Source organism: Streptomyces sp. NPDC007025, assembly GCF_042869455.1.
Lineage (GTDB): Bacteria > Actinomycetota > Actinomycetes > Streptomycetales > Streptomycetaceae > Streptomyces.
In genome coordinates this window covers 81014-104559 of record NZ_JBIAFT010000014.1, presented here as the reverse complement: position 1 = coordinate 104559, position 23546 = coordinate 81014, and the positions used below count along the sequence as shown (strand labels likewise).

Here is a 23546-nt window from a genome sequence, read left to right as displayed (position 1 = left end):
GACGCGAGGTCGCGGGACGGCCGGGTCGCGGGGCGGTGTCAGCCGCCCGGCCCGGTCCGCTCCCGGCCGCCCGGCCCGGCCGGCTGTCCGCCGCGCTGTCGGTGCCGGTGCGCCGCGACCCGGGTGCGGGTGGCGCACGGACGGGAACAGTAGCGGCGCGGCGCACCGGGCCCGCCGCCCAGGTAGAGCCGCCGGCAGCCCGGTGCCGCGCACTCGCCCCAGGCGGTGCCGCCCTGCTCGCTCAGCAGCCGGGCCAGCGCCAGCGCCGCCGCCGCCGTGAACCAGTCCGCCCAGCTCGCGTCGTCGCCCCGGTCGACGTGCAGATGCCAGGCGTGGCCGTCGTGCCTGCTCAGCCGGGGGCGGGCCGCGCAGCGCTCCAGCAGCGCGTTGAGCGCCTCGGCCGCGCGGTCGGTACCGGTCTCGGCCAGCACCCGCTCCGTCAGCTCCACCACCGCGCGGCGCAGTGCGGCTGCCTCGTCGTCCGTCAGGCTGCGCAGCTCCTCCTCCGACTCGCCGTGCCGCCGCAGGAGGGCCGCCATCGCGTCGCGGGGGAGCGCGGGATCCTCCCGTACCGCGTTCGCGAGGTCGATCAGCCGCTCACCGGGCCGGAATCCGTCCCGCGGCTCGCCATGCTCTTTCATGTAACGCATTATACGATGAAGCCGTTACTAGGCGATCGGTTCGGCATACGGCGCCGACAGACCTCCGGGACCACCGGACGCGCCGCGCGAGGCCCTGCGCCACGGGCCGTCCGTACCGGGGGAGGAGAACAGCAGCGTTGCTGAGGACATACCTGGCCACGGCCTACCTGGCGCGATTCGCCGACGAAGGAGTGGGCGTCGCACTGGCCCTGCTGGCCGTCGAGCGGACGGGTCGCCCGGCGCTGGGCGGATTCGTCCTCGCGGCCTGGCTGGCCCCACACGCGCTGGCCGCCCCGGTCGTCGGCGCGCTGGCCGAACGGACCCGCGCTCCGCGCCTGCTGCACGGGTGCGCACTCGCCCTCCTCGGCACGGCGCTCGCCCTGCTGGCACTGACGACAGGGCGGACACCGCTGCCGCTCACCCTCGCCGTCGCCTTCACCGGGGGCGGCGTCGGCCCGCTCGTCACCGGGGGCCTCTCCAGTCTCCTCGCCGAGGCGTGCGGGCCCAGCGGAGGCAGCGAGGGCGGTGACGGCAGCCAGGACCGTACGGCCCCCGGCAGGTGCGCCGACGGAGACCGTCCCGGCGGCGCCGCCGGGACGGCCCAAGGCCGCGGCAGACGCCTCCGCGACCGCGGTTTCGCCTACGACGCGGCCACCTACAACGCCGCAGCCGTCACCGCACCGGCTGCCGTCGCCGCCACGGCCGCCGTGTCGTCCGCAGCCTTGGCCACGGTGCTGCTCGCGGTCTCGGCGGGCTGCGCCGCGCTGCTGTGCACGACGCTGCGGCTTCCCGCGGCCGGCCACCGGCCCCTGCCGACCCACCGATTCGGTATCCGTGAACTCGGCACCGGCTTCCGCGTCCTGCGGCGCACCCCGCAACTCGCCACCCTCACCCTCGCGACCTGCGTGGCCTTCCTCGGTGCCGGTGCGCTCCCCGTCACCGCCGTGCTGCTCGCCCAGGCCCGGGGTGCGTCCGACGGCGGCGGACTGCTGATGACGGCGTTCGCCGTCGGCGGGCTCGCCGGGTCCCTCGCGGCGGCACGATGGCCCGGCGCGCCCGGACCGGCCCGCTCGGCGCGCCTCGGCCTGCTGGTGACGGCCGCCGGGCTGGCAGGCGCCGCCCTCACCCCGTCCCTCCTGTGGACGGCCGCGCTGTTCCTGTGCGCAGGGCTGGGCGAGGGCCCGCTGCTGTCCGCCACGTTGCGCCTCCGCGCCGTCCACGCCCCTGAAGGAACCCGCGCCCAGGTCTTCACACTCGGCGCGGGGCTCAAGCTGACCGCGGGTGCTGCCGGGACCGCGCTGGTCGGTGGCCTGACCGTGCTGTCGCCCCAGTCCCTGCTCCTGCTGATCGCGGCGCTCCAGTTGGCCGCCGCCGCACTCCTGCGTGGTCTGTGCCACAGTCGGCCGACGCCACTGGCACGAGGAACCGTTGACGCGGGATCACCCGAGTGGTGACGTGGCGCCCGACAGCGCGACGAGCAAGGACGGATCGCGGGAGGAAGAGTGCGGGTCGTCGTCATCGGGGCCGGAATCGTCGGAGCGGCCGCCGCCTGGGAACTGGTGCGCGCGGGAACCGAGACCGTGTTGGTCGACGCCGGGCACGAGGGCCGGGCCACCGCGGCCGGGGCGGGGATCATCTGCCCCTGGACCGGCCGGACGGCGGACCCCCTGGCCGTGGCCGGTGCCGCGCACTACCCTGGCCTGCTCGCGGCACTCGCCGAGGACGGCGTGCGCGAGGTCGGCCACCGCCGGGTCGGCGCCCTCGTCCTGCTCCCACCGGACCGCGAGACGGCCGCGGGGATCGAGGCGCGGGTGGCCGCACGCGCGGCGGCCGATCCGAACGCGGGAGAGGTCACCACCGTCGACGCGGACGAGGCGCGGCGGCTCTTCCCGGCGCTCGCTCACCGGGGCGACGGCTTCTGCGGCACGGCACTGCACCTGACCGGAGCCGCCCGGCTCGACGGGCGCAGCATGCGCGCCGCACTGGTCTCGGCGGCCGAGCGGCGCGGGCTGCGCAGCATGAGCGGCGCCGCCCGCCTCGCACTCCGCGGCGCACGTGTTCGGGGCGTGCGGGTGGCCGGTGAACTGGTCGAGGCCGACGCGGTGATCGCCGCGGCGGGCGCCTGGTCGGCGGAACTGCTCGAACCCGCCGGGATACGCCTCGACGTCGTCCCGCAGCGCGGGCAACTCGTGCACCTGCGCCTGCCGGGAGCCGAGACCGGGCCCTGGCCCGTCGTCCTCCCCGCGGGCACCGGCCACTACCTGCTCACCTTCGACGACTCCCGGGTCGTCGCCGGGGCCACCCGCGAGGACGGCACCGGCTTCGCGCACCGCACCACGGCCGCAGGCCTCGCCGAAGTCCTGCGACACGCCCTGGCGGTGGCGCCGGGCCTCGCCGACGCCGAACACCTGGAGACCCGTGTGGGCTTCCGCCCGGTGAGCCCGGACGGCGATCCGCTGCTGGGCACCGTCCCCGGGGCACCCGGACTGGTCGTCGCCACCGGGCTGGGCTCGGGCGGCCTGACGACCGGCCCCTACGCCGGCGCCCTCGCCGCCCGTCTCGCCCTGGGCCGGGACCCTGCCCCGGCGCCCGGACTGGAGCTGTCCCGGTACACCCCGCAGCGCGGCCGGTCCTCCTGAACCGGGGCCGGTCCTCCTGAACCGGCCCGCCGTACGGCACTCGTCATGGCGATGCCACGGCGAGGAAATCGCATGGCCGCCGCGGTCCTGCCGCCGTAGTCTCCCCGGACCAGTTTCCCCAACGAGCTCTCCGCGTTCGGAGCGATGCACATGACCGGTCAGCGAGCAACGACGACGCTGTGGCGCCCCACCGGCCCCGAGGAGCTGGACCTGGTCCGGGAGCTGAACTGGCGTGCATGGCCACCCCGGTTGCCCGAGCAGCCGATCTTCTACCCGGTCCTCGACGAGGACTACGCCATCAAGATCGCGCGAGACTGGAACGTGCGGCACAGCGGCGTCGGCTTCGTCACCCGCTTCGAGGTCGAGTCGGAGTTCCTGAGCCGGTACCCCGTACAGCAGGCAGGAGGTCGGACCATCCTCGAACTGTGGGTTCCGGCAGCGGACCTGGAGGACTTCAACGCGCACATCGTCGGTGAGATCCAGGTGACCCACGAATTCCGCTGACAGCCCGAAAGGCGGCTACCGCTCGCGGACGATCGCCAGGCTGAGTTGCTCGTTCTCATTGGTGATGAAGCCGCCCACGCCAGGGCCCATCACATACGGTATCTGGGTACCTTGCGGGAGCGCCATGGGACTGCCGGAAGCGAGGGACACCGCCACGGGGGTGGACTGTTCCCCATCGGCATCCTCAGGTGCTGTGCCGCCGTAAGCTGTGCCGCTGTCCCCGACGCTGAAGAGAATGATGCGCTTGCGGTCACCGTCCCCCATCAGGCAGAGGCCCCGTTTCTCCTTGAGATCGAAAGCAACCGACCCGGCCACCAGATAGCGCCCGTTGGGGGAAAAGGAGGCCGGCGGCGTCCGACTCTTGCTCTCACCCCACATGTCCTTGCCGTCCGAGTAGGCCTCTTCGGAACATGTCACGCGAGCTTCGATGGCTCCGGTCTCGGGGTCGTGCACCGCGAAGACCGACTTCGAGGAGTCTCCCAAACCCTTCGCCTCCCACGAGGCGAACAGGGATTCTTCGGTCGCGGCAAGCAGCTTGCCGTTCGTCCTGCCCTTCGGGTCATGCTCTTCGCTGAACCAGTGGCCCGGGATGCCGAACCCCTCAACACCGCTCGTGCTCACCACAGGGCCGAGGCTTGTCAGAATCGGGATCTCGCTCTCGGAGCATGCGCTGTCCGCGCACTGCTTCAGCAACTCATTGGCATCCTCATATTGCTTCACCTTGCCGCTCCGCACGTTCACTGAGGCTGCGTGGGAACCTGTGGTGACTGTGTGCGGCCGACTTCGAAGGGCAGGTTGACGGTACGTTCGGGGGTGACGCCGTACCCCGAGGCGTTGGAGCGGAAGATCGAGAGCTTGACGATTTCCCGACCGTTGTGGAGTTCGTCCTTGCCCTCCATGCCGTGGCCCCACGCCACGACGTATTCGCGTCCGCCTTGCGCCGCAACGACCAGGTGAGGGGTGTTCTGGCCCGAATCCGAATCCTCTTCAGCGGCCTCCTCCACCGGTACCGGCGGATTCCAGGCTTTGCTGGACCAGCGCAGACGGCCGGAGCCCAGGGCTCGGCTCTGGATGACGTGGCCGGTGGGCCCAGTCAGCAGGTAGGCGAGGGACTTCGACTTCACGCCCACTGTGGCCGGGATCGAACTCGGGTTCTCGGGCAGGCTCTTGAAGGTGTGCTGCCAGCCTTTTGCGCTGTCGTAAGCGGGCGGGACCGACAGCTTCTTCAGGCGCTCCGGCGGATCGTCCTGCACGGCCGGCCGCTTGTCACCCACCCCAGCGGCTGAGCTGTCACTGTCGGACGACTCCGAGCATCCCACTGCCACCGCTGCCAGTGCTACGGCACATGACAAAGCCCTCAGCCCACGCGCTGACGCCCCCCTTTTCGACCGCTGTGACGATAACAGCACTGAGTGACTGAGGAGACACAGAACCGGGGCGACGTGGCAGGGGCGTTTCCCTGTATTCGGGCATCTCGTACGCGTACCGGATCCTTGGCCGAGGTGGAGCCGGGATGCGGGGCCGGCCGGGGTGCGGGGCCGGCCCGGGGCTGCCGCCGCGCCCTGGCCCGGTGCCGCACTCTGCTGCGGTGCAGTGCGGGCGGGGCGCTGCGGCTGCCGGCCCGTCAGATGTCCCGGAACGTCTCGATCTGGGCGCCGACCTCGTTGAGGCGTTCGGCCAGGTCCTCGTAGCCGCGGTTGATGACGTAGACGTTGCGCAGGACGGAGGTGCCCTCGGCGGCCATCATCGCCAGCAGGACCACGACCGCGGGGCGCAGCGCCGGGGGGCACATCATCTCGGAGGCCCGCCAGCGGGTCGGGCCCTCGACCAGGACCCGGTGCGGGTCCAGGAGTTGGAGCCTGCCGCCGAGCCGGTTGAGGTCGGTGAGGTAGATGGCGCGGTTGTCGTAGACCCAGTCGTGGATGAGGGTCTTGCCCTGTGCGGAGGCGGTGATGGCCGCGAAGAAGGGGACGTTGTCGATGTTGAGGCCGGGGAACGGCATCGGGTGGATCTTGTCGATGGGCGCCTCGAGTTTGGAGGGCCGCACGGTCAGGTCGATCAGCCGGGTGCGCCCGTTGTCGGCCGGGTACTCCGCACTGCGGTCGAAGTCGAGGCCCATCTCCTCCAGGACCGCGAGTTCGATCTCCATGAACTCGGCCGGCACCCGGCGCACCGTCAGTTCCGACTCGGTGACGACGGCGGCGGCGACCAGGCTCATCGCCTCGACCGGGTCCTCGGAGGGCGAGTAGTCCACGTCCGTGTCGATGACGGGCACGCCGTGCACCGTCAGTGTCGTCGAGCCGACGCCCTCGACGCGGACGCCCAACTGCTCCAGGAAGAAGCACAGGTCCTGGACCATGTAGTTGGACGAAGCGTTGCGGATGACCGTGACGCCGTCGTGGCGGGCGGCGGCCAGCAGGGCGTTCTCGGTGACGGTGTCCCCGCGTTCGGTCAGCACGATCGGCCGGGCGGGGGCGACGTCGGCTTCCACCTCGGCGTGGTAGATGCCCTCCGTCGCGGTCACCGCCAGACCGAAGTGGCGCAGTGCGCTCATGTGCGGCTCGACGGTGCGGGTGCCCAGGTCGCAGCCGCCCGCGTAGGGGAGGCGGAAGCGGTCCATGCGGTGCAGCAGCGGGCCGAGGAACATGATGATGCTCCGCGTGCGGCGCGCGGCTTCGTGGTCGATGGAGTCCAGGTCCAGTTCGGCGGGCGGCACGATTTCCAGGTCGGCGCCGCCGTTGATCCACCGGGTGCGGACGCCGATCGAGGAGAGCACCTCCAGGATCCGGTAGACCTCCTCGATGCGCGCGACCCGACGCAGCACCGTGCGCCCCGAGTTGAGCAGCGAGGCGCACAGCAGCGCCACGCACGCGTTCTTGCTCGTCTTGACGTCGATGCTGCCGGACAGCCGCCGCCCGCCGACCACGCGCAGGTGCATCGGGCCGGAGTAGCCCAGGGACACGATCTCGCTGTCCAGAGCCTCGGAGATGCGGGCGATCATCTCAAGGCTGATGTTCTGGTTGCCGCGCTCGATCCGGTTGACGGCGCTCTGGCTGGTGCCGAGCGCTTCCGCCAGTTGCGACTGGGTCCAGCCTCGATGCTGGCGGGCGTCGCGGATCAACTGCCCGATACGGGCGAGATAGTCGTCGGTCATGGAGAAGAATCTATCTCAGATCTGAGATAGCGGCGCACCCGGGGGTGGTGTGGCGGCAGCGATTCGCCGGCGACCGCCTGAATGCCGCATCCGGGTTGCGGGCGGGCTCCGCCGGGTGCAGCGATGTCCGGGCCGGCCACTGGGCGGCTCCTCGTACGCACGGTAGGGGCCGCACGGGCACGGGGCGCGGGCGGTTCCCCCACTCGGGTGCCGGGTGCCGGGTGTGGCCGTCGGTGCCGATGCCGGGTGCCGCGGCGGTCGCTCAGCTCTCGCCGCCCGCCTTGCGGACCAGCGCGTTCACCGCCCACAGCGCGATACCGAGCAGTACCAGGATGCCCGCCCTGACGTAGACGCCGGTGGCCCGGTCCGCGAGCGGGCTGGCCAGGATCAGCGCGGTCACGGCGCCCAGCACGGGCAGCGGGGTCGGTACCCGGAAATGCCGGTGCCCGACCCGGTCGCGGCGCAGCACGAGCACCGCCACGTTCACCACGGCGAAGACGCACAGCAGCAGGAAGGAAGTGGTGTCGCCCAGCCCGGCGATCTCACCGGTCGACACCAGCCCGAGGGCGAGCAGGGTCACGAAGACGATGCCGACGACGGGTGTGCGGCGCCCGGGGAGGACTTTGCCCATCGCGCGCGGCAGGATGCGTTCGTTGGCCATGCCGTAGCACAGCCGCGAGGCCATCATCATGTTGATGAGGGCCGAGTTGGAGACGGCGAAGAGGGCGATCACGGCGAAGAGCTGCTGCGGGAAGTGCACGCCGCCCGCCTTGACCACCTCCAGCAGCGGTCCGCTGGATTCCTCCAGCGTCGCCGTCGGGACGAGCAGCGAGGAGACCAGCGCGACGAGCACGTAGACGGTTCCGGTCACCGCCACGCCGAGGAAGATGCCGCGGGGAAAGGTGCGCTGCGGATCCACCGTCTCCTCGGCCATGTTGACGGAGTCCTCGAATCCGACGAAGGCGAAGAAGCCGAGCGCGGTGGCGCCCAGCACCCCGGAGAACAGCGCGTATCCGGTGCCCCCGGTCTCCAGGTCGCCGAGCCGGGAGGGTTCGCCGGTGCCGGACAGGACGGCGGCGACGCCGATGCCGAGGATGATCACGAGCCCGGTGAGCTCCACCAGGGTGAAGACGACGTTGGCCTTGACGGACTCGGAGACGCCACGCAGGTTCAGCGCGGCCAGGGCCAGCACGAACAGGACGGCCACCAGCGTGGGCGGCACGGCCCCGCCCGTGAGCTCGTCCAGATAGTCGCCGCTGAAGGCCAGCGCCGCCGCGCTCGCGGAGGAGAGCCCCGAGCACATCACCATGAAGGCGACGATGAACGTCAGGAACGGCACCTTGAACGCGCGCTGCGTGTAGAGCGCCGCCCCGGCCGCCTTCGGGTACTTGCCGACCAGTTCCACGTACGAAGCTGCTGTCAGCAGCGCCACCACGAATCCGATCGCGAACGGCAGCCACAGGGCTCCGCCGACCTTTCCGGCGACCTTGCCGGTGGTGGCGTAGATGCCGGTGCCCAGGATGTCCCCGATCACGAACAGGATGAGCAGTCTGGGGCCGATGGCGCGTTTCAGCGCGGGTTCGGACGGTTCCCCGGCCCGTGGTGCGGGCTCGTGCGGGTTCGCGGTGGACACGGGGACACTGTGCGACAGCCGTGGCCGCGGGTCCAGGGAATGCGGCGCGCGTTCGGGTGCACAGCCCCGAACGGCCTGTTTCCCGCAGGAACCGGAACGGCCGTCTGAGCCGGGGGCGCCGCGGAACCGCCTGCTGTCCGCGGGCTCCGCGAACCTGCGTCCGTCCCGCGGTGCCGTCGCGGCCACCATGATGCGGGCGACGGCGAGGTCCTGGTCTCGGCGGCTCGCGCAAGCCTGAAGGGCGAGGACTCGCCTGCCGGGCCACGAACACCCCGCCGGTCATGTCGGCACCTTGGTCCACCTCCCGCTCGGCGGCCACGGGCCCGCGGCCGGTTCAGCCGCCGAGCAGTTGGAGCCATTCGCACAGCAGAGCCGTCTCCGTGGCGCGCAGAGGCACCGCGACGCCTGCGGCACCGGGTCCGTCGGCAGGCGCGGTCTCCAGTGCGGCGTCGAGGGCGAGTGCGTGCGAGGCCAGGTCCGATCCGGACGAGACGGGCGGGTCCGTGGTGACGGAGGCGATGACGGTGTCGCGCAGCCGTGCCGAAGTGGTCAGGTCCCGCTGCGAGGGCTCCTCTCCGATCAGCGTGAGCGTGACACCCGTCGTCGCCGCATGAATGATCCGGGTCGCCCCTGCCACCGGCACCCGAAGACGCCCTACCTCGGCCGTGCGGCGCAGCAGAGCCACCAGCAGGGCGTGCGACTCGTCCGCGGCGGGAGGCCGGCGTCCGGGCTGCACGGTGCCGTACATGAGCATGTAGAACGCCGGTTGCTGTACTCCGAAGTCGACGTGTCTGCGTCCGATGTGGTCATCCGGATAAGGCAGGGCCACCCACGTTCCGCCGCCGAAGCGGCGACGGAACTGCCTGCAGGGGCTGCGTTCAGTCGCAGTTCGCGGCCCGCCTTCTGGACCATGCGGCGGCGTCGGTCCCGTATCGGGCCAAGAGGCGTGCGAACTGGATCCGTTCCTCCGGCGTCCAGGCGGCGGTGATCTCCTGGAACGCGGTGCGCTGTTCGGCGGCGAAGCGGTCGCGTTCGGCCTCGCCGTGCTCGGTGAGCTCCAGCACGGTGCGGCGCCCGTCGGACTGGGAGGCCGCCCGGCGCAGCAGCCCGTCCTCGATGCACGCGGCGACGGTCCGGCTGGCCACCGGCTGGGCGACGCCCATCTCGGCGGCGAGGCCACCGACCGTCGTCTCGCCCGGTGCGTCGGCGATCACGTTGAGCACGAGATTGCGGGACAGGTCCTTGCTCGACGCCGGTGCGCGTCGTCGCAGACGCGACAGGGCCGGGCCGATCTGGTCCAGCGCCCGGTCGTCGGCATGCTGCTCGGAGGAGGACGCGCTGCTCATGCGGCCGATTCTAGGCCCGGCCGGCACATTTGCATACCGGCGAGCAACTGCATAGCATCTGCTATGTAAATTTGGACGGGCGAGGAAACGAGACGGACTGTCATGACGCTCACCGCGATCACCAACGCGCACATCTTCGACGGGGAGAAGTCGGCGGGTGTGCAGACCGTGGTCCTCGACGGCGGGAGGATCGCCCGTGTCGGCGGGGGCGTCCCCCGGGACTGCGAGATCGTCGACGGCGGCGGCGCCACACTGCTGCCGGGACTCATCGACGCCCATGTCCACTCCGCCCCCGGTTCCCTGGCGCTCGCCCTGCGGTTCGGGGTGACGACCGAACTGGAGATGCAGGGCATGAACACACGGGAGAACCGGGGGGTCATCACCGACGACGACACCGTGGCCGACGTGCGCTCGTCCGGCTTCGCCATCACGCCCCCCGGTGGCCACCCGAGCGAGCTGATGCCGGAGGGCTTCCGGCCGAAGTGGGACCTGCCGCCGGTGATGCCGCTGATGCCGTTCTCCACCACGGCCGAGGAAGCGGCTGCCTTCGTGCCCCAACTCCTGGCCCGAGGGTCCGACTTCATCAAGTTCATGATCGACGACGGCAGCGTGGAAGGACACCCCGGGCTGCCCGTGCTCGACCAGGCCACCGTGACCGCCGGGGTGGCCGAAGCCCAGAAGTACGGCGCCCTCACCGTGGCCCACGCGCTGACCGTGGAGGCGACCAGGGTGGCCGCCGAAGCCGGCGTCGACGGCGTCACCCACGTGTTCATGGATCAGCCGCACACCGCCGAGATCATCGCCCTCATCAAGGATGCGGGCATGTTCGTCATCCCCTGCATCACCCTCAACGCCTCGATGATGGGGTGCACCGGCAGCGCACTCGCCGACGATCCCCGGGTCGCGGCACGCCTCGACGCCCAGTGGGACCGGACCCTGCGCTCCAGCTACAACCGCTACCCGCAAGGCAGGCTCGAGGACGTGTACGACACCGTGCGCGCGCTGGACGCCGCCGGCGTCGACGTGCTGGCCGGCACCGATGTATCCATGCCCGAGACGTTCTTCGGGGGCCTGGCGCACGGAGCGAGCCTGCACCACGAACTGCAGTACCTCGTGGCAGCCGGTCTCACACCCGCACGAGCCCTACGCGCGGCCACAGCGACCACGGCCCGCCGCTTCCGCCTCAGCGACCGGGGCCGCATCGCCGAAGGGCTCCGCGCCGACCTGTTGCTGGTCGACGGCGACCCGATCAGCGACATCGGCGACACCCTCAACACGCGCGCTGTCTGGCGCCGCGGCGCCCGTCTGGCGGCATGACCGCAGCGTCCACCACTCGCCGTCCTGGGGGAAGAGAGGGGGGCGCCGGCCTCGCGCCGAGCGCTCGGCCGACCGTCCTCCGGCCGGGTCGATGCGCCGCGGACCCGGATGTCCGCCTGCGCCGACCCCCTCGCCACCCCAGCCGGTACGGCCGCCTGTGCCCCGGATGTCCCGGCTGCCCCGGCGTGTTTAGCCCGTGCGGCCAGGGTCACTGAGACAGGGGGCGAAAGGCTGGGTTCGTCGAGCAGCCGCCTCGATCGGATGGGAGCGGTCACCGGGGGCAGGCATGACCGGCGGCCGGTCGGTGTACTAGAGTTATCTCGACATCGAGATAACTGGCGACGGCATACGTCGCGGTCGCTGTCGCAGGGCGAGAACCGGTTCGGTAAGGATGGTAAGGCTTACCTAACTTTGTCTCCCGCTCACCATAGCGCACCGGCGGCCGATGCACTCAAGGCACTGAAGGAGACTGTCGTGTCGGCGAACAGCTTCGACGCCCGCAGCACGCTGCAGGTGGGCGACGAGTCCTACGAAATCTTCAAGCTGGACAAAGTAGAGGGCTCCGCCCGGCTGCCGTACAGCCTGAAGGTCCTGCTGGAGAACCTGCTCCGTACCGAAGACGGCGCGAACATCACCGCCGACCACATCCGCGCGCTCGGTGGCTGGGACCCCAAGGCGCAGCCCAGCCAGGAGATCCAGTTCACCCCGGCCCGGGTGATCATGCAGGACTTCACCGGCGTGCCCTGCGTCGTCGACCTGGCGACCATGCGCGAGGCCGTCAAGGAGCTGGGCGGCGACGCCGACCGGATCAACCCGCTCGCCCCGGCCGAGCTGGTCATCGACCACTCCGTCATCGCCGACACCTTCGGCACCTCCGACGCGTTCAAGAAGAACGTCGAGCTGGAGTACGGCCGCAACCGCGAGCGCTACCAGTTCCTGCGCTGGGGCCAGGGCGCCTTCGACGAGTTCAAGGTCGTCCCGCCCGGCACCGGCATCGTGCACCAGGTCAACATCGAGCACCTGGCCCGCACCGTCATGGTCCGGGACGGCAAGGCGTACCCCGACACGCTGGTCGGCACCGACTCGCACACCACCATGGTCAACGGCCTCGGCGTGCTGGGCTGGGGCGTCGGCGGCATCGAGGCGGAGGCCGCGATGCTGGGCCAGCCCGTCTCGATGCTCATCCCGCGGGTGGTCGGCTTCAAGCTCACCGGTGAACTGCCCACCGGCACCACCGCCACCGACCTCGTGCTCACCATCACCGAGATGCTGCGCGAGCACGGTGTCGTCGGCAAGTTCGTGGAGTTCTACGGCCAGGGCGTGGCCTCCGTGCCGCTCGCCAACCGCGCCACGATCGGCAACATGTCGCCGGAGTTCGGCTCCACCGCGGCGATCTTCCCGATCGACGAGGAGACCATCAACTACCTCAGGCTGACCGGCCGCAGCGCCGACCAGCTCGCCCTCGTCGAGGCGTACGCCAAGGCGCAGGGCCTGTGGCACGACCCGGCCCAGGAGCCGGAGTACAGCGAGTACCTGGAGCTGGACCTGGCCACGGTGGTCCCCTCCATCGCCGGCCCGAAGCGCCCGCAGGACCGCATCGCGCTCGCCGACGCCGCCCACAAGTTCGGCCAGGACGTGATCAACTACGTCTCCGAGGCCGACACCGACGAGGCCGGCAAGGAGTCCTTCCCCGCCTCCGACGCGCCGGCCGTCTCCAACGGCGTGCCGAGCAAGCCGGTCCAGGTCACCGGCCCCGACGGAGTGACCTACGAGATCGACCACGGCGCCGTCGCCGTCGCGGCCATCACCTCCTGCACCAACACCTCCAACCCGTACGTCATGGTCGGCGCCGCGCTGCTGGCCAAGAAGGCGGTGGAGAAGGGCCTCACCCGCAAGCCCTGGGTCAAGACCACCCTGGCCCCCGGCTCGCAGGTCGTCATGGACTACTACGACCGGGCAGGGCTCACCCCGTACCTGGACAAGCTCGGCTTCAACCTCGTCGGCTACGGGTGCACCACCTGCATCGGCAACTCCGGCCCGCTGCCGGAGGAGGTCTCCCAGGCCGTCAACGAAAACGACCTGGCCGTCGTCTCGGTGCTCTCCGGCAACCGCAACTTCGAGGGCCGGATCAACCCCGACGTCAAGATGAACTACCTGGCGTCCCCGCCGCTGGTGGTCGCCTACGCGCTCGCCGGGTCCATGAAGGTGGACATCACCCAGGACGCGCTGGGCACCGACCAGGACGGCAACCCCGTCTACCTGGCCGACCTGTGGCCCTCCGAGCAGGAGGTCGAGGAGGTCGTCGCCTCCGCCATCGGCCAGGAGATGTTCACCAAGGACTACGCCGACGTCTTCGCCGGCGACGCCCAGTGGCAGGCCCTCCCGGTGCCCACCGGCAACACCTTCGAGTGGGACGCCGAGTCCACCTACGTCCGCAAGCCCCCCTACTTCAAGGGCATGGGGATGGAGCCCGCGCCGGTCACGGACATCTCCGGCGCCCGGGTGCTGGCCAAACTGGGCGACTCGGTCACCACCGACCACATCTCCCCGGCCGGCGCCATCAAGGCCGACACCCCGGCGGGCCAGTACCTGACGGAGCACGGCGTCCAGCGCCGCGACTTCAACAGCTACGGCTCCCGCCGCGGCAACCACGAAGTCATGATCCGCGGTACGTTCGCCAACATCCGGCTCCGCAACCAGATCGCGCCCGGCACCGAGGGCGGCTTCACCCGGGACTTCACCCAGGACGGCTCCCCGGTCTCCTTCATCTACGACGCCTCGCAGAACTACCAGGCGCAGGGCACCCCGCTGGTCATCCTCGCGGGCAAGGAGTACGGCTCCGGCTCCTCCCGCGACTGGGCGGCCAAGGGCACCGCGCTGCTCGGCGTGCGCGCCGTCATCGCCGAGTCCTACGAGCGCATCCACCGCTCGAACCTGATCGGCATGGGCGTCCTCCCGCTGCAGTTCCCCACCGGCGGCTCGGCGCTCGACCTGGGACTGACCGGCGAGGAGACCTTCTCCATCACTGGTATCACCGCCCTCAACGACGGTGACGTCCCCGCCACGGTGAAGGTGACCACGGACACCGGCGTCGAGTTCGACGCCACTGTCCGCATCGACACCCCCGGCGAGGCCGACTACTACCGCAACGGCGGCATCCTGCAGTACGTCCTGCGGTCGCTCATCCGCGACTGACCGGGCCGACAGCGCAACGGCGGGCCGCACTCTTCGAGGGTGTGGCCCGCTTGCTGCGTTTGCTCATCCCCGCTTCTGCTCACCCGCGCTCCTGACAAGGAAGCTGCTTCTTCAGTTCCTTGGCGAAGGGAACGATGAAGCGCTCCATCGCCTTCTTGCTCTCTTCCCGGTCCTCGGGCTGGCTCCTTGCATCGACTTCGATCACGTAGGTGTCGGCCGGTACCGTCTTGTGCTTCTCTCCCGGAGGAGTAGGCGTGCCGAGGCGTGCTTTCGGATTGAAGCAAGAGAAATGAGTTGCCGCCGCTCTTTCACCTACGATGTATTTTCCGCCTCGTATACGGGTGGGGTAGTTAATGCCGTAGCCTCGCGCCTCCAGGTCCTTGCGCAGCGCCCACACGCCCTCAATCTTGAACTCCCATTCGCCATCCACGCTCAGTGTGCACGAACTGGTGCCGATTTTCTCCGTTCTTGTCCAATCGTTCTCGCTTATCTCTTTCCCGCCCGGCAGAAAAGGCTCCACCGATGCCGGCGCAACTTGGGTCCCGCACAGGCTGCGGGGTACCCGATATTCTCGCTCAGGTCCACCGCACCCCGACACGAGCGCAAGCAGGAAGGAAATTCCCAGGGCGGCCATTATAGATACAGTAGCACTATTCCGAGGGGCGTCGTGCTTTATTGTCGAAGCCGTTCTCTCTGAGCTGTTCACCGTGGTCGTATCCTCCGGCTACTTCTTGTGCAATGTTCCTGGCGACAACTTCGGGATCCACTCCAGACGAGTAGCCGGAACTACGAACGGCCTGTTGTGCCCATTCTCCAGCTTCCTTGCGCGTGTCAAAGGAAACGGTCGCCGCGTTGTCTGCGTCTTCCTGTGAAGTATTCTTCTGGTGACTTTCGACGATCGAATCGACAATTTGCTCGGACACTCCGGAGACTAGTTCCCCTCCGACGGGAACCCTTTCGGCCACAGCGTCCAAGGGGACACCAATGATCTTCTTGACCATCTCTCCGCGCTGTTCCACTTCTTCATTGAACTCCTTCTCTCTTTCCTGGCCTCCAGAGATCTCGGCATCGTGGCGTGCCGAGCCAAGAATTCCTTCGACTGTGCCTCCATTTCTTGCGATGTCGCGCAAGTTCTCTTCCGTTGAACCAGGAAATTCGCCAGGATTCTGCACCACAGTATGCATTCGTTGAGCCTGGTACTGTTGCGCACCCAATGTGGCCTCGGCGTGACCTTCAGGATGCCTACCAAGTGCATCGAGGAATCTGACGGATGCCTTGGAGTTGAAACTGATGGAATGCTCTGTCGAGAAGAGTGTCCCGTCGGACTTCCCGTCCGCCTCCGCCAGTGCCTTGTTAAACTCCGGCATGTATTCCCCGGCGATCTTCCCCATGCTGTCGCTGATATCGCGAGAGACGAAGTCTGGATTATTGTCCACAGATTCGATAAGTCTGTTCACGATGCTGGCGCGTGGAGTTGTGTGTTCAGAAGCCCCGTTCGCTGGAGGGTGGTCGTACGGCGTGCCGATTGAAGCAGACTCCAGTGCGTGCCCCATGGCATCCTTACCGCTCATCAATCTTTCGCCTTTGACCGGCGAAGAACCATCGTTGTTCCAGTGAAAGTCCTTGCTGGTCAACTCTTCGAGGTAGCGGTATCCGATTGTCTTGTTCGGATCGACTTTTCCATTTTCGTCGTAAGCAGTTACTGGCGTCTCTGTGGGGTCCTTCGAGAAGAACGCCTCCGAAGCCTCCGGGCTATGCCCCAGAGCCTCGAGCACACTGGTCAGCGGGTCGTAGCCGGAATTTTTCTTTCCGTTCGGATCGAATCCGAACTGCATGTCAGGCCCTGAAGGAGTGTTCCAGTACCCCTTGGGATGGTCGTGCTGCAGCTGGACGACGTGCTCGGCGATGGGAGTGAGGAATCTCTTGTCATAGTGCCCGTGCCGAAGAATTCCACCGAGTAGTTGGTACCCTTGAGGCTTGAAGCCGATGCCTTCGATGTCGATTTCCTTCGTGCCCAGCCGCCTGAACTGAGGGCCCCAGTTCAGATAACCCTTGTGATCGGGATCTGTTGCGGTGGCGAGCGTCGGCCCGAGGTAGCGCTGAAGGTCCTGCACGGCGTCGAGGCGGGATTTGCCGGGAGCTCCGGTGCCGTCGATCGACATTCTGGCGTAGTATTCGAGAGTTTCCTTCGGTCCGCCGAGACCTTTGAAAAAGGTGTGACTGAAGGCCGGGTTGTCCTTGTTGTACTTGAGGATCTCCGCAAGCTCGCGGATCTCCTTGGTGCTCGCGTCCGTTCCTTTCTTCGTGATGCGCAGGGCCTGCTTTGCCTCGTACTTGTCGATCGGTACGTTCTTCCCGAAGTTGTGGGGATCGTTTCCGTGAATCTTGGCGAGGATGCCGGCCGTGTATGAATCTTGTTCGTTCGCTCTTTTCACCAGGCCGGTGAGATCTTCCGCAAGGGATTTGAGTGCCTTGCGCCGCTTCTCCGAGATCACTTCATTCTGATGGCCGGGCTGGGGCGGGTACTTGCAAAGAATCTGCCCGTCCTTGCCGTCCGAAATTTCGATCCCTTTTCTTCGCGCATCATCGACCTTCATCTGCAGGTCATCCTGAATGGACTTAAGCGCTTTGTAAGCAGCGCTCAATTTATCATGCAGATCCCGGGATTCGACATGCGCATCCGTGGTTTCGTCTGCGACCGCCTTGATGAAGGGTCGTGTCACGTCCGCGTTGACGCCGGACCACCGTGCTCTGTTCGCCTTTCTGAGCATGCCACTGTGCGCCTCGGAAGCTGCTTCGCCGAGCCTGCTCTCCATGGTTCCCCACTCGGAGACAGTCGACTTCAGGGGGCCGAGGTCGACCTGGTACACGTTCCTCCAGGTAAGCCGAGCCATAATTGCCCCCTATTTGATCCATTTATAGATGGCGGAAGTAGAGACAGGATCGCCTGAACCTGACTTCAGGGATGCGCCGATCTCGAGATCTTCCTTTGCGTGGGCGGCCTTCGAATAGTCCAGATGGTTGGAGATACGCGCGCATGCCTGCTGCAGCGTCTTGCGCTGGCTGTCCCAGGTCTTCGCGGTCTTCCGGACGGCGGCGCCCATCTGGAAGTTGTGCTGGTCCAGTTCCCGCGCTGCCCTGTCCGTGGTGCTGCGACCCGATTCATCGACTCCCTTGCCGTCGATGTCAGCTGCTTTCTGGATTTTCCGATGCAGTTCGAAGGCGTCGTGGCCCACCGCGCCCAAGTCATTCTGATAGACCGTGAGATCAGGCGCGTAGGCGCCGTTCGGGGATCCCCGGTTCTCTGTGTTGTAGCCGTTCAGCTGCATATGCGGGGAGTCCTGAGATCGGTCCCGTGCAGCCGATTTGAGGTGTGTCCACTCCTCGTCGAACGTCATCTGCCCCCTGCGGCCCGTCAGGTGTACGTCAGCCGGTGGCGATCCGTGCCGCGCATCGGTGCTGCGCTACCAACGGCTGGCGGCAACTGATTGTAGAGGAGCTGTCACGTCAGGTCAGAGGTCAGATGAAAGAGGTGAGGGATACACGCAAGTGGGGAGGTCCGTTCCGTTCTTGTCGTGTGGTTCCGCCCGCCACCAGGCCAGATCTGCGGCCGTCCGCGCTGTCGGCGGCTTTCCCCGCGGGTCGGCGCGTCCCGCACGGTCCCGAAGGCGCCCCGCGCAGGCGCGTCGGTCAGCGGCTGCCGAGGAGTTCGAGTTCCCCGAGGCGGCTGCTCTCGGTGGCAGGGAGCAGGCGGTAGCGGGTGTAGTGCGCGCTGCGGGGGAGGGTGAAGACGCGGGTCTGCTTGTCCCAGCGGAACGTCTCGTCCGCGCGCCGGTCCAGGGTGTGCCAGCGTTCGCCGTCCCGGGATCCCTGCAGCCGCCAGCCGCCGGGTGCCTCGGTACGGTCGTCGGAGGTGAGGGTGTACGCCGTGACGCGGGCGCCGTCGGCCACCGCGACAGGGCCGGACGCGGCGTCCGTGGCCGTGTTGGAGGTGTCGTCCAGCAGCGGGGAGTCACCCGGCTCGCTGACGTCGGCGACCGGCGTCGGCGCCCGGTCGCCGCGGGTGAGCGAGGTCGGTCCCGCATCGCGGCCCGAGCCCCACTTCGACGGCTTCGGGCCCATGGCGAACTCCAGGGTGCCGCCGTCGGCCAGCAGTCTGTGCGGCAGCGCGGTGGAGTTCCAGCGCTTGCCGTCGACCTTCAGGCCCTGGACGTAGACGTTCTCGGCGCTGTTCTTCGGCGCCTCGACCACCAGGTCCCGGCCGTTCTCCAGGTGGACGGTGGCCTTGGTGAACAGCGGTGAGCCGACCGCGTACTCGGGGGAGCCCATGACCAGCGGGTAGAAGCCCAGTGCGCTGAAGACGTACCAGGCCGACATCTCGCCGTTGTCCTCGTCGCCCGGATAGCCCTGGCCGATCTCGCTGCCGACGTAGAGCCGGGAGAGCACCTCGCGGACCTTGGCCTGGGTCTTCCAGGGCTGTCCGGCCGCGTCGTACAGGTAGGGGATGTGGTGCGAGGGCTGGTTGCTGTGCCCGTACATGCCCATCCGCACGTCGCGGGCCTCGGTCATCTCGTGGATCACGCCGCCGTAGCTGCCCGCGTACTTCTGCTCGGCCGTCTCCGGGGTGGCGAAGTAGCGGTCCAGCTTCTCGGCGAGGCCCGAGCGGCCGCCGTGCAGGGCGGCCAGGCCGCGGGTGTCCTGGGGTGCGGTGAAGGCGAAGTTCCAGCCGTTCGTCTCGGTGTAGTCGTAGCCCCAGACGCGCGGGTCGTACTCCTGCGGGGACAGCCGCCAGGAGCCGTCGGGTCTCCGGCCCTGGAAGAATCCGGTCTTCTTGTCGAAGAGGTGGACGTAGTCGCGGGCGCGCTGGGAGAAGTACGCCGACTCCTCCCGGTAGCGCTTCTTGCCGGTCTTCTTGTAGAGGGCCTTGCCCATCCGGGCGATCCCGAAGTCGTTGAGGTAGCCCTCCAGCGCCCAGGACAGGCCCTCCTTGGTGTCGGTGCTCGTCCAGCCGAGGAAGGGGGAGGTGGCCATGCCCTTGCGGCCGACGCCGGGGTCGGGCGGGGCGACGGTGGCGTTCTTGACGGCGGCGTCGTAGGCGGCTTCCGCGTCGAAGTCGACGCCCTTGAGGTAGGCGTCGGCGAAGGCGACGTCGGAGGAGGTGCCGGTCATCAGGTCGGCGTAGCCGGGGGAGGACCAGCGGGAGATCCAGCCGCCGTCCTTGTACTGCTGCACGAACCCGTCGGCCATCTTCCCGGCCTGTTTCGGGGTGAGGAGGGAATAGGCGGGCCAGGTGGTGCGGTAGGTGTCCCAGAAGCCGTTGTTGACGTACACCTCGCCGTCGACGATCTTCGAGCCGGTTCTGGTGGGGGTGTCCGGACCGGTGGCGGGGGAGAAGGGGCTGGCGTAGCGGGTCCGGCCGCCGACCCGCTCGTGGCCCGCGTTGGGGTAGAGGTAGAGCCGGTAGAGGTTGGAGTAGAGCGTGGTGAGCTGGTCGGGGGTGGCGCCCTCCACCTCGATGACGTCCAGCAGGTCGTCCCACCGCGCCTGGGCCCGCTTGCGCACCTGTGCGAAGGAGTGGTCGGAGGGGACCTCGGCGCGCAGATTGGCCTTCGCCTGCGCGACGCTGATCAGCGAGGTGGCTATCCGCATGGTGACCGTGCGGTCCGCTCCCGGCTCGAACCGCAGATAACCCGCGGCGTCCTTGCTCCCGCCGTCCGTCAGTTTGCTGCCGCCGGTGGCGGGCGCGTCGAATTGGGCGTGCACGAACATCCGGGTCGCGCCGGTGGACAGCCCGCTGCGCACGTCGGACCAGCCGCTGACGGTGCCCCGGCGGGTGTCGAGGGTGAGGCCCGCGTTGTCGTCGACATTGTCGAAGAGGAGCGCGGCGGTGTCCCGCTTCGGGAAGGTGAAGCGCATCATCGCCGCGTGGTCGGTCGGGGTGACCTCGGCGCGCAGCCCGTTCTCGAAGGTGACGCCGTAGTAGTGCGGCCTGGCCGTCTCCTCCGAGTGCCGGAAGGGCAGTGCGCGGGCCGTACGGGAGGCGCTGGGGGTGCCCTTCGCGGTCGAGGGCATCACCTGGAACGTCTGCCGGTCGCCCATCCAGGGGCTGGGCTCGTGGCTGGCGCTGAAGGCCTGCAGCGCGGGCAGGTTGTCGGCGTTGTTCTTCCGCGCGTACTCGTACAGCCAGCTCTTGGCGCCCGCGTCGGTCACCGGTGTCCAGAAGTTGAAGCCGTGGGGCAGCGCGGTGGCGGGGAAGGTGTTGCCACGCGAGAAGGAGCCGCTGGAGAGGGTGCCCCGGGTGGTGCGGACGTGGTCGGACAGATGGGCCTTGGGTGCGGCCGGCCGCTGCGGGGTGAGCCGCAGGTCGTCGAGCCAGCCGCTGAAGGCGCGGGAGCCGTTCGCCGGTCCGGACGGCGCGTCGTAGCCGAGCAGGACGCGGTCGACGGTCCGGCCTTCGGCGACCTGTCCGATCCGGGCCTCGACGTTGTTCCACTGGTTGACGTGCAGCGTCTTGGCGGCGCCCTGCGCGGCGGGGGTCAGCCGGGTGCCGTGCTGGTCGGCGGCGCGCAGGTCGCCGAGGCGGCTGCCGTCGGTGAAGACGAGGTCGACGGCGACGTGCGTGGCGGCGTAGGAGCGGTCCTGGCCGGTCATCTCGGGGAAGAGCCGGTAGGAGAGCACGGTGTCGCGGGTGACGGTGACATCCACGTCGAAGATCTTGTTGTAGGCGTATCCGCGGCCCGGCGCCGCGTGGTCGCCCGCGAAGCGCAGGGCGCGGGTGCCCGTGAAGCCGGCGCCGGTCCTGGCGGTGGGCGAGGACTCGGGTCCGCCGCCGGTGCGGGTTGCCAGTCCGGGGCGGCCGTCGGTGGTGACTCCGTCGGCCCGGGGTCTGCCGTCCGGGCCGGTCTCGACGGTGTCGATCCAGTCCGGCGGCGGGGTGTCCGCTTCGAACGAGGAGGCGAACCTGGTGGTCCGCGGGCCGGTGCCCGGGTCCGGTGCCGCGACGGCCGTGGTGGCCTGTGCCGTGGCGGTGACGAGCAGCGCGAGGAGCACGGCGAGTGTCCGGCGGCGCGCGGCCGTCCGGCGGGATAAGGCCCGCGGCCGGGGCTTCGGTCCGCGGGGGAGCCGGGCTGCGGATCCGGATCCGGCCGTGGGCCGGGGACGGGGTTGCGGGCTGCGGCGCACACGGACCTCTCAACAGGCCGACAACGTTGTCGGATTGTGGATATCAGCGACAAGTAACGTACGTCTTCCCCCGGGTGTCAAGGGGAGCCGGGGATTTCGGAGGAACTCGGGGTAATCCGACGGAAGCAGCGAATCGAAACAGGTCTCAACTCGGGAAAGATGGCGGACGGGAATGTTCTCGATCTTGCCCGGGTGGTGAAGAGTGGACTATACCTGTCCGCACCTTGAGCGGTACCCGCGCGCGGACGCCGCCTCGGCGCCGCACCATCCGCACGATCCGCACCACCCAGCTCCAACTGACCCGCGGTGTCGGGCCCTTCGCCGGTGGCGAGTTGACGGGAGACCGGTACACCGCCTGAGTCCTGAAGAAGGCGAGGACTTGAGCATGGGAACCAACAGCGTCAACCGTCGCGACATCGTCAAGGCCACCGCGGCCGGACTTCTCGCCGTGCCGGCCCTCGGTTCGCTGACGTCCTGCGCCACCGGCGGTGGTGAGGACACCAAGGCGGAAAAGGGCGAGAAGACGGACAAGAATCCGCTCGGCGTCAAGAAGGACGCCGGACTGCAGGTCTACGTCTTCAACGGCGGATACGACGACAAGTACGCGCGCTTCGTCAGCGACATGTACGAAAAGCAGTACTCGAAGGCCGAGGTCGACCAGAAGCGGACCGAACGCATCGCCACCCAGGTCCAGCCGCGGATCATCAAGGGCGACCCGCCGGACGTGGTCAACAATTCCGGGGCCGAGATGATGTCGATCTCGAAGCTGGTCAAGAACAAGCAGGTCAGCGACGTCACCGAACTGCTCGACGCGCCGAGCTGGGACGACCCGGACGTCAAGGTGCGCGACACCCTGGTGCCCGGCGTCGTGGAGATGGGGCAGTTCGGCAGCGACGCCTGCTACCAGCTCAACATCGCCCAGACCGTGTACGGCATCTGGTATTCGGACAGGATGCTCCGCGACACGCTGGAGGCCGAATACCCCAAGACCTGGGACGACATGCTGGCCCTCTGCAAGAAGGCCAAGAAGAAGGGGCTGCACGGCTGGACGTACCCGGCGGGCCACCCGCGCTACATGTTCTTCAGCATGTACGCCATGTTCGGCCAGGCGGGCGGGCGCAAGCAGCTGGACGCCTTCGACTATCTGGAGCCGAACGCCTGGAAGACCGACGCGGTCAAGCAGGTCTTCGAAGCGTATGAGGAACTGCTCGCCAAGAAGTACGTGCTGACCGGCTTCGACGGAAAGAACGCCCACATCGAGGCGCAGACCGCCTGGACGAAGGGCAAGGCCGTCTTCATCCCGGACGGCTCCTGGGTGGAGAACGAGGCGAAGGACACCACTCCCAAGGACTTCGAGATGCGGGTCGGCGCCACGCCCTCGCTCGACAAGGGCGACGCGATGCCCTTCGGCACTCTCTACGCGCCCCCCGGCGAGCCCTACATCGTCCCGGCCAAGGCCTCGAACCGGCGGGGCGGGCTGGAGTGGATGCGGATGATGTACAGCAAGAAGGCCGCGGTGAACCTCTTCCACGAGGTCTCCTCGATGCCCGTGGTCAAGGGCGCCATCGACGGGATGAAGCTGCCGCCGGGGGTGGAGAGCGCACAGCAGGCCGTCAAGGCCGCGGGCGACGACATCGTGATCGCCTTCTTCAAGGAGTGGTACGCCGACCTGTGGCGGGTGGACTTCGACGCCGTCGTGGGCAAGTTCATGAATGGCGAGACATCGGTGAAGGAGGCCATGAGCGCGATGCAGAAGGCCGCCGACCGCACCGCCAAGGACCCCGACGTCACGAAGATCAAGAAGTCCTGAGCGGCCGGGCGGCGGGCACGGCCCCGGGGAGAATCGGAGCGGCGTGAAGACTGAGACACGGCCGGCCACGGGCGGGCAGACGAGCGGCAAGCGGCCTGTCGGGCGGACCCGGGCGGGTGGGGGAG

The 23546-nt window shown here is 68.7% G+C and carries 18 protein-coding genes; 7 read left to right on the top strand and 11 right to left on the bottom strand.

The window, feature by feature from the left end; genetic code table 11:
• Nucleotides 1–38: 38 nt before the first annotated feature.
• Nucleotides 39–641, bottom strand: a complete 603-nt coding sequence (locus tag ACFYMO_RS25780) for a CGNR zinc finger domain-containing protein (protein ID WP_366771011.1) — start codon at nucleotides 639–641, stop codon at nucleotides 39–41.
• Nucleotides 642–778: 137 nt separating this feature from the next.
• Here ACFYMO_RS25780 and ACFYMO_RS25775 point away from each other — a divergent pair, with 137 nt between their 5' ends.
• The 3 genes from ACFYMO_RS25775 to ACFYMO_RS25765 all read left to right on the top strand — a co-directional run bounded on the left by ACFYMO_RS25775 (nucleotide 779) and on the right by ACFYMO_RS25765 (nucleotide 3784).
• Nucleotides 779–2095 (top strand): MFS transporter, encoded by a 1317-nt coding sequence (locus ACFYMO_RS25775; RefSeq protein ID WP_366771012.1) that lies wholly within the window; start codon nucleotides 779–781, stop codon nucleotides 2093–2095.
• A gap of 48 nt (nucleotides 2096–2143) precedes the next feature.
• Nucleotides 2144–3280: an NAD(P)/FAD-dependent oxidoreductase gene (locus tag ACFYMO_RS25770; protein ID WP_388549247.1), complete on the top strand. Its 1137-nt coding sequence runs from the start codon at nucleotides 2144–2146 to the stop codon at nucleotides 3278–3280.
• Nucleotides 3281–3430: 150 nt separating this feature from the next.
• On the top strand, nucleotides 3431–3784 hold the full coding sequence (locus tag ACFYMO_RS25765; protein ID WP_360291975.1) for a hypothetical protein: 354 nt from the start codon (nucleotides 3431–3433) through the stop codon (nucleotides 3782–3784).
• Between the two features lie 15 nt (nucleotides 3785–3799).
• On the opposite strand, the gene ACFYMO_RS25760 is transcribed toward ACFYMO_RS25765, so the two are convergent.
• The 6 genes from ACFYMO_RS25760 to ACFYMO_RS25735 form a co-directional block, all read right to left on the bottom strand.
• Nucleotides 3800–4504 carry a hypothetical protein gene (locus tag ACFYMO_RS25760; RefSeq protein ID WP_388549245.1) on the bottom strand — a complete coding sequence of 235 codons (705 nt, stop codon included), beginning with the start codon at nucleotides 4502–4504 and terminating at the stop codon, nucleotides 3800–3802.
• Between the two features lie 17 nt (nucleotides 4505–4521).
• Nucleotides 4522–5037, bottom strand: coding sequence for a hypothetical protein (locus tag ACFYMO_RS25755; protein WP_388549242.1), 516 nt, complete (start codon nucleotides 5035–5037; stop codon nucleotides 4522–4524).
• Nucleotides 5038–5408: 371 nt separating this feature from the next.
• Entirely contained in the window at nucleotides 5409–6938 is a 1530-nt protein-coding gene (locus ACFYMO_RS25750) for a UDP-N-acetylglucosamine 1-carboxyvinyltransferase (protein WP_366771017.1), read from the bottom strand.
• A 262-nt stretch (nucleotides 6939–7200) separates the two neighbouring features.
• Nucleotides 7201–8571: an APC family permease gene (locus tag ACFYMO_RS25745; protein WP_366771018.1), complete on the bottom strand. Its 1371-nt coding sequence runs from the start codon at nucleotides 8569–8571 to the stop codon at nucleotides 7201–7203.
• A 334-nt stretch (nucleotides 8572–8905) separates the two neighbouring features.
• Complete coding sequence (locus ACFYMO_RS25740; protein ID WP_388549237.1) at nucleotides 8906–9400, bottom strand: hypothetical protein; 495 nt, start codon at nucleotides 9398–9400, stop codon at nucleotides 8906–8908.
• Between the two features lie 49 nt (nucleotides 9401–9449).
• Nucleotides 9450–9917, bottom strand: a complete 468-nt coding sequence (locus ACFYMO_RS25735) for a MarR family winged helix-turn-helix transcriptional regulator (RefSeq protein ID WP_366771020.1) — start codon at nucleotides 9915–9917, stop codon at nucleotides 9450–9452.
• Nucleotides 9918–10019: 102 nt separating this feature from the next.
• On the opposite strand from ACFYMO_RS25735, the gene ACFYMO_RS25730 reads away from it, so the two are divergent.
• Nucleotides 10020–11234: an amidohydrolase family protein gene (locus ACFYMO_RS25730; protein WP_366771021.1), complete on the top strand. Its 1215-nt coding sequence runs from the start codon at nucleotides 10020–10022 to the stop codon at nucleotides 11232–11234.
• A gap of 474 nt (nucleotides 11235–11708) precedes the next feature.
• Nucleotides 11709–14429 (top strand): aconitate hydratase AcnA, encoded by a 2721-nt coding sequence (gene acnA, locus ACFYMO_RS25725; RefSeq protein WP_388549234.1) that lies wholly within the window; start codon nucleotides 11709–11711, stop codon nucleotides 14427–14429.
• A gap of 79 nt (nucleotides 14430–14508) precedes the next feature.
• Here acnA and ACFYMO_RS25720 read toward each other — a convergent pair whose 3' ends face one another.
• The 4 genes from ACFYMO_RS25720 to ACFYMO_RS25705 all read right to left on the bottom strand — a co-directional run bounded on the left by ACFYMO_RS25720 (nucleotide 14509) and on the right by ACFYMO_RS25705 (nucleotide 21479).
• Nucleotides 14509–15063, bottom strand: a complete 555-nt coding sequence (locus ACFYMO_RS25720; RefSeq protein WP_366771023.1) for a hypothetical protein — start codon at nucleotides 15061–15063, stop codon at nucleotides 14509–14511.
• A gap of 16 nt (nucleotides 15064–15079) precedes the next feature.
• Nucleotides 15080–17299 carry a hypothetical protein gene (locus ACFYMO_RS25715; protein WP_388549229.1) on the bottom strand — a complete coding sequence of 740 codons (2220 nt, stop codon included), beginning with the start codon at nucleotides 17297–17299 and terminating at the stop codon, nucleotides 15080–15082.
• A 33-nt stretch (nucleotides 17300–17332) separates the two neighbouring features.
• Nucleotides 17333–17827 carry a hypothetical protein gene (locus ACFYMO_RS25710; protein ID WP_366771025.1) on the bottom strand — a complete coding sequence of 165 codons (495 nt, stop codon included), beginning with the start codon at nucleotides 17825–17827 and terminating at the stop codon, nucleotides 17333–17335.
• A gap of 292 nt (nucleotides 17828–18119) precedes the next feature.
• Nucleotides 18120–21479: a GH92 family glycosyl hydrolase gene (locus tag ACFYMO_RS25705; protein WP_388549226.1), complete on the bottom strand. Its 3360-nt coding sequence runs from the start codon at nucleotides 21477–21479 to the stop codon at nucleotides 18120–18122.
• Nucleotides 21480–21835: 356 nt separating this feature from the next.
• Between ACFYMO_RS25705 and ACFYMO_RS25700 the strand changes: the two genes are divergently transcribed.
• Nucleotides 21836–21970 carry a hypothetical protein gene (locus ACFYMO_RS25700; protein WP_388549223.1) on the top strand — a complete coding sequence of 45 codons (135 nt, stop codon included), beginning with the start codon at nucleotides 21836–21838 and terminating at the stop codon, nucleotides 21968–21970.
• 26 nt (nucleotides 21971–21996) lie between these two features.
• Nucleotides 21997–23421, top strand: coding sequence for an N-acetylglucosamine/diacetylchitobiose ABC transporter substrate-binding protein (gene ngcE, locus ACFYMO_RS25695; protein ID WP_366771027.1), 1425 nt, complete (start codon nucleotides 21997–21999; stop codon nucleotides 23419–23421).
• Nucleotides 23422–23546: the final 125 nt, after the last annotated feature.

Bases quoted from the DNA above. Each gene is read 5' to 3' on its own strand.
- ACFYMO_RS25780 (WP_366771011.1), bottom strand. From the start codon at position 641: ATGAAAGAGCATGGCGAGCCGCGGGACGGATTCCGGCCCGGTGAGCGG.
- ACFYMO_RS25765 (WP_360291975.1), top strand. From the start codon at position 3,431: ATGACCGGTCAGCGAGCAACGACGACGCTGTGGCGCCCCACCGGCCCC.
- ACFYMO_RS25750 (WP_366771017.1), bottom strand. From the start codon at position 6,938: ATGACCGACGACTATCTCGCCCGTATCGGGCAGTTGATCCGCGACGCC.
- ACFYMO_RS25735 (WP_366771020.1), bottom strand. From the start codon at position 9,917: ATGAGCAGCGCGTCCTCCTCCGAGCAGCATGCCGACGACCGGGCGCTG.
- ACFYMO_RS25730 (WP_366771021.1), top strand. From the start codon at position 10,020: ATGACGCTCACCGCGATCACCAACGCGCACATCTTCGACGGGGAGAAG.
- ACFYMO_RS25720 (WP_366771023.1), bottom strand. From the start codon at position 15,063: ATGGCCGCCCTGGGAATTTCCTTCCTGCTTGCGCTCGTGTCGGGGTGC.
- ACFYMO_RS25710 (WP_366771025.1), bottom strand. From the start codon at position 17,827: ATGACGTTCGACGAGGAGTGGACACACCTCAAATCGGCTGCACGGGAC.
- ngcE (WP_366771027.1), top strand. From the start codon at position 21,997: ATGGGAACCAACAGCGTCAACCGTCGCGACATCGTCAAGGCCACCGCG.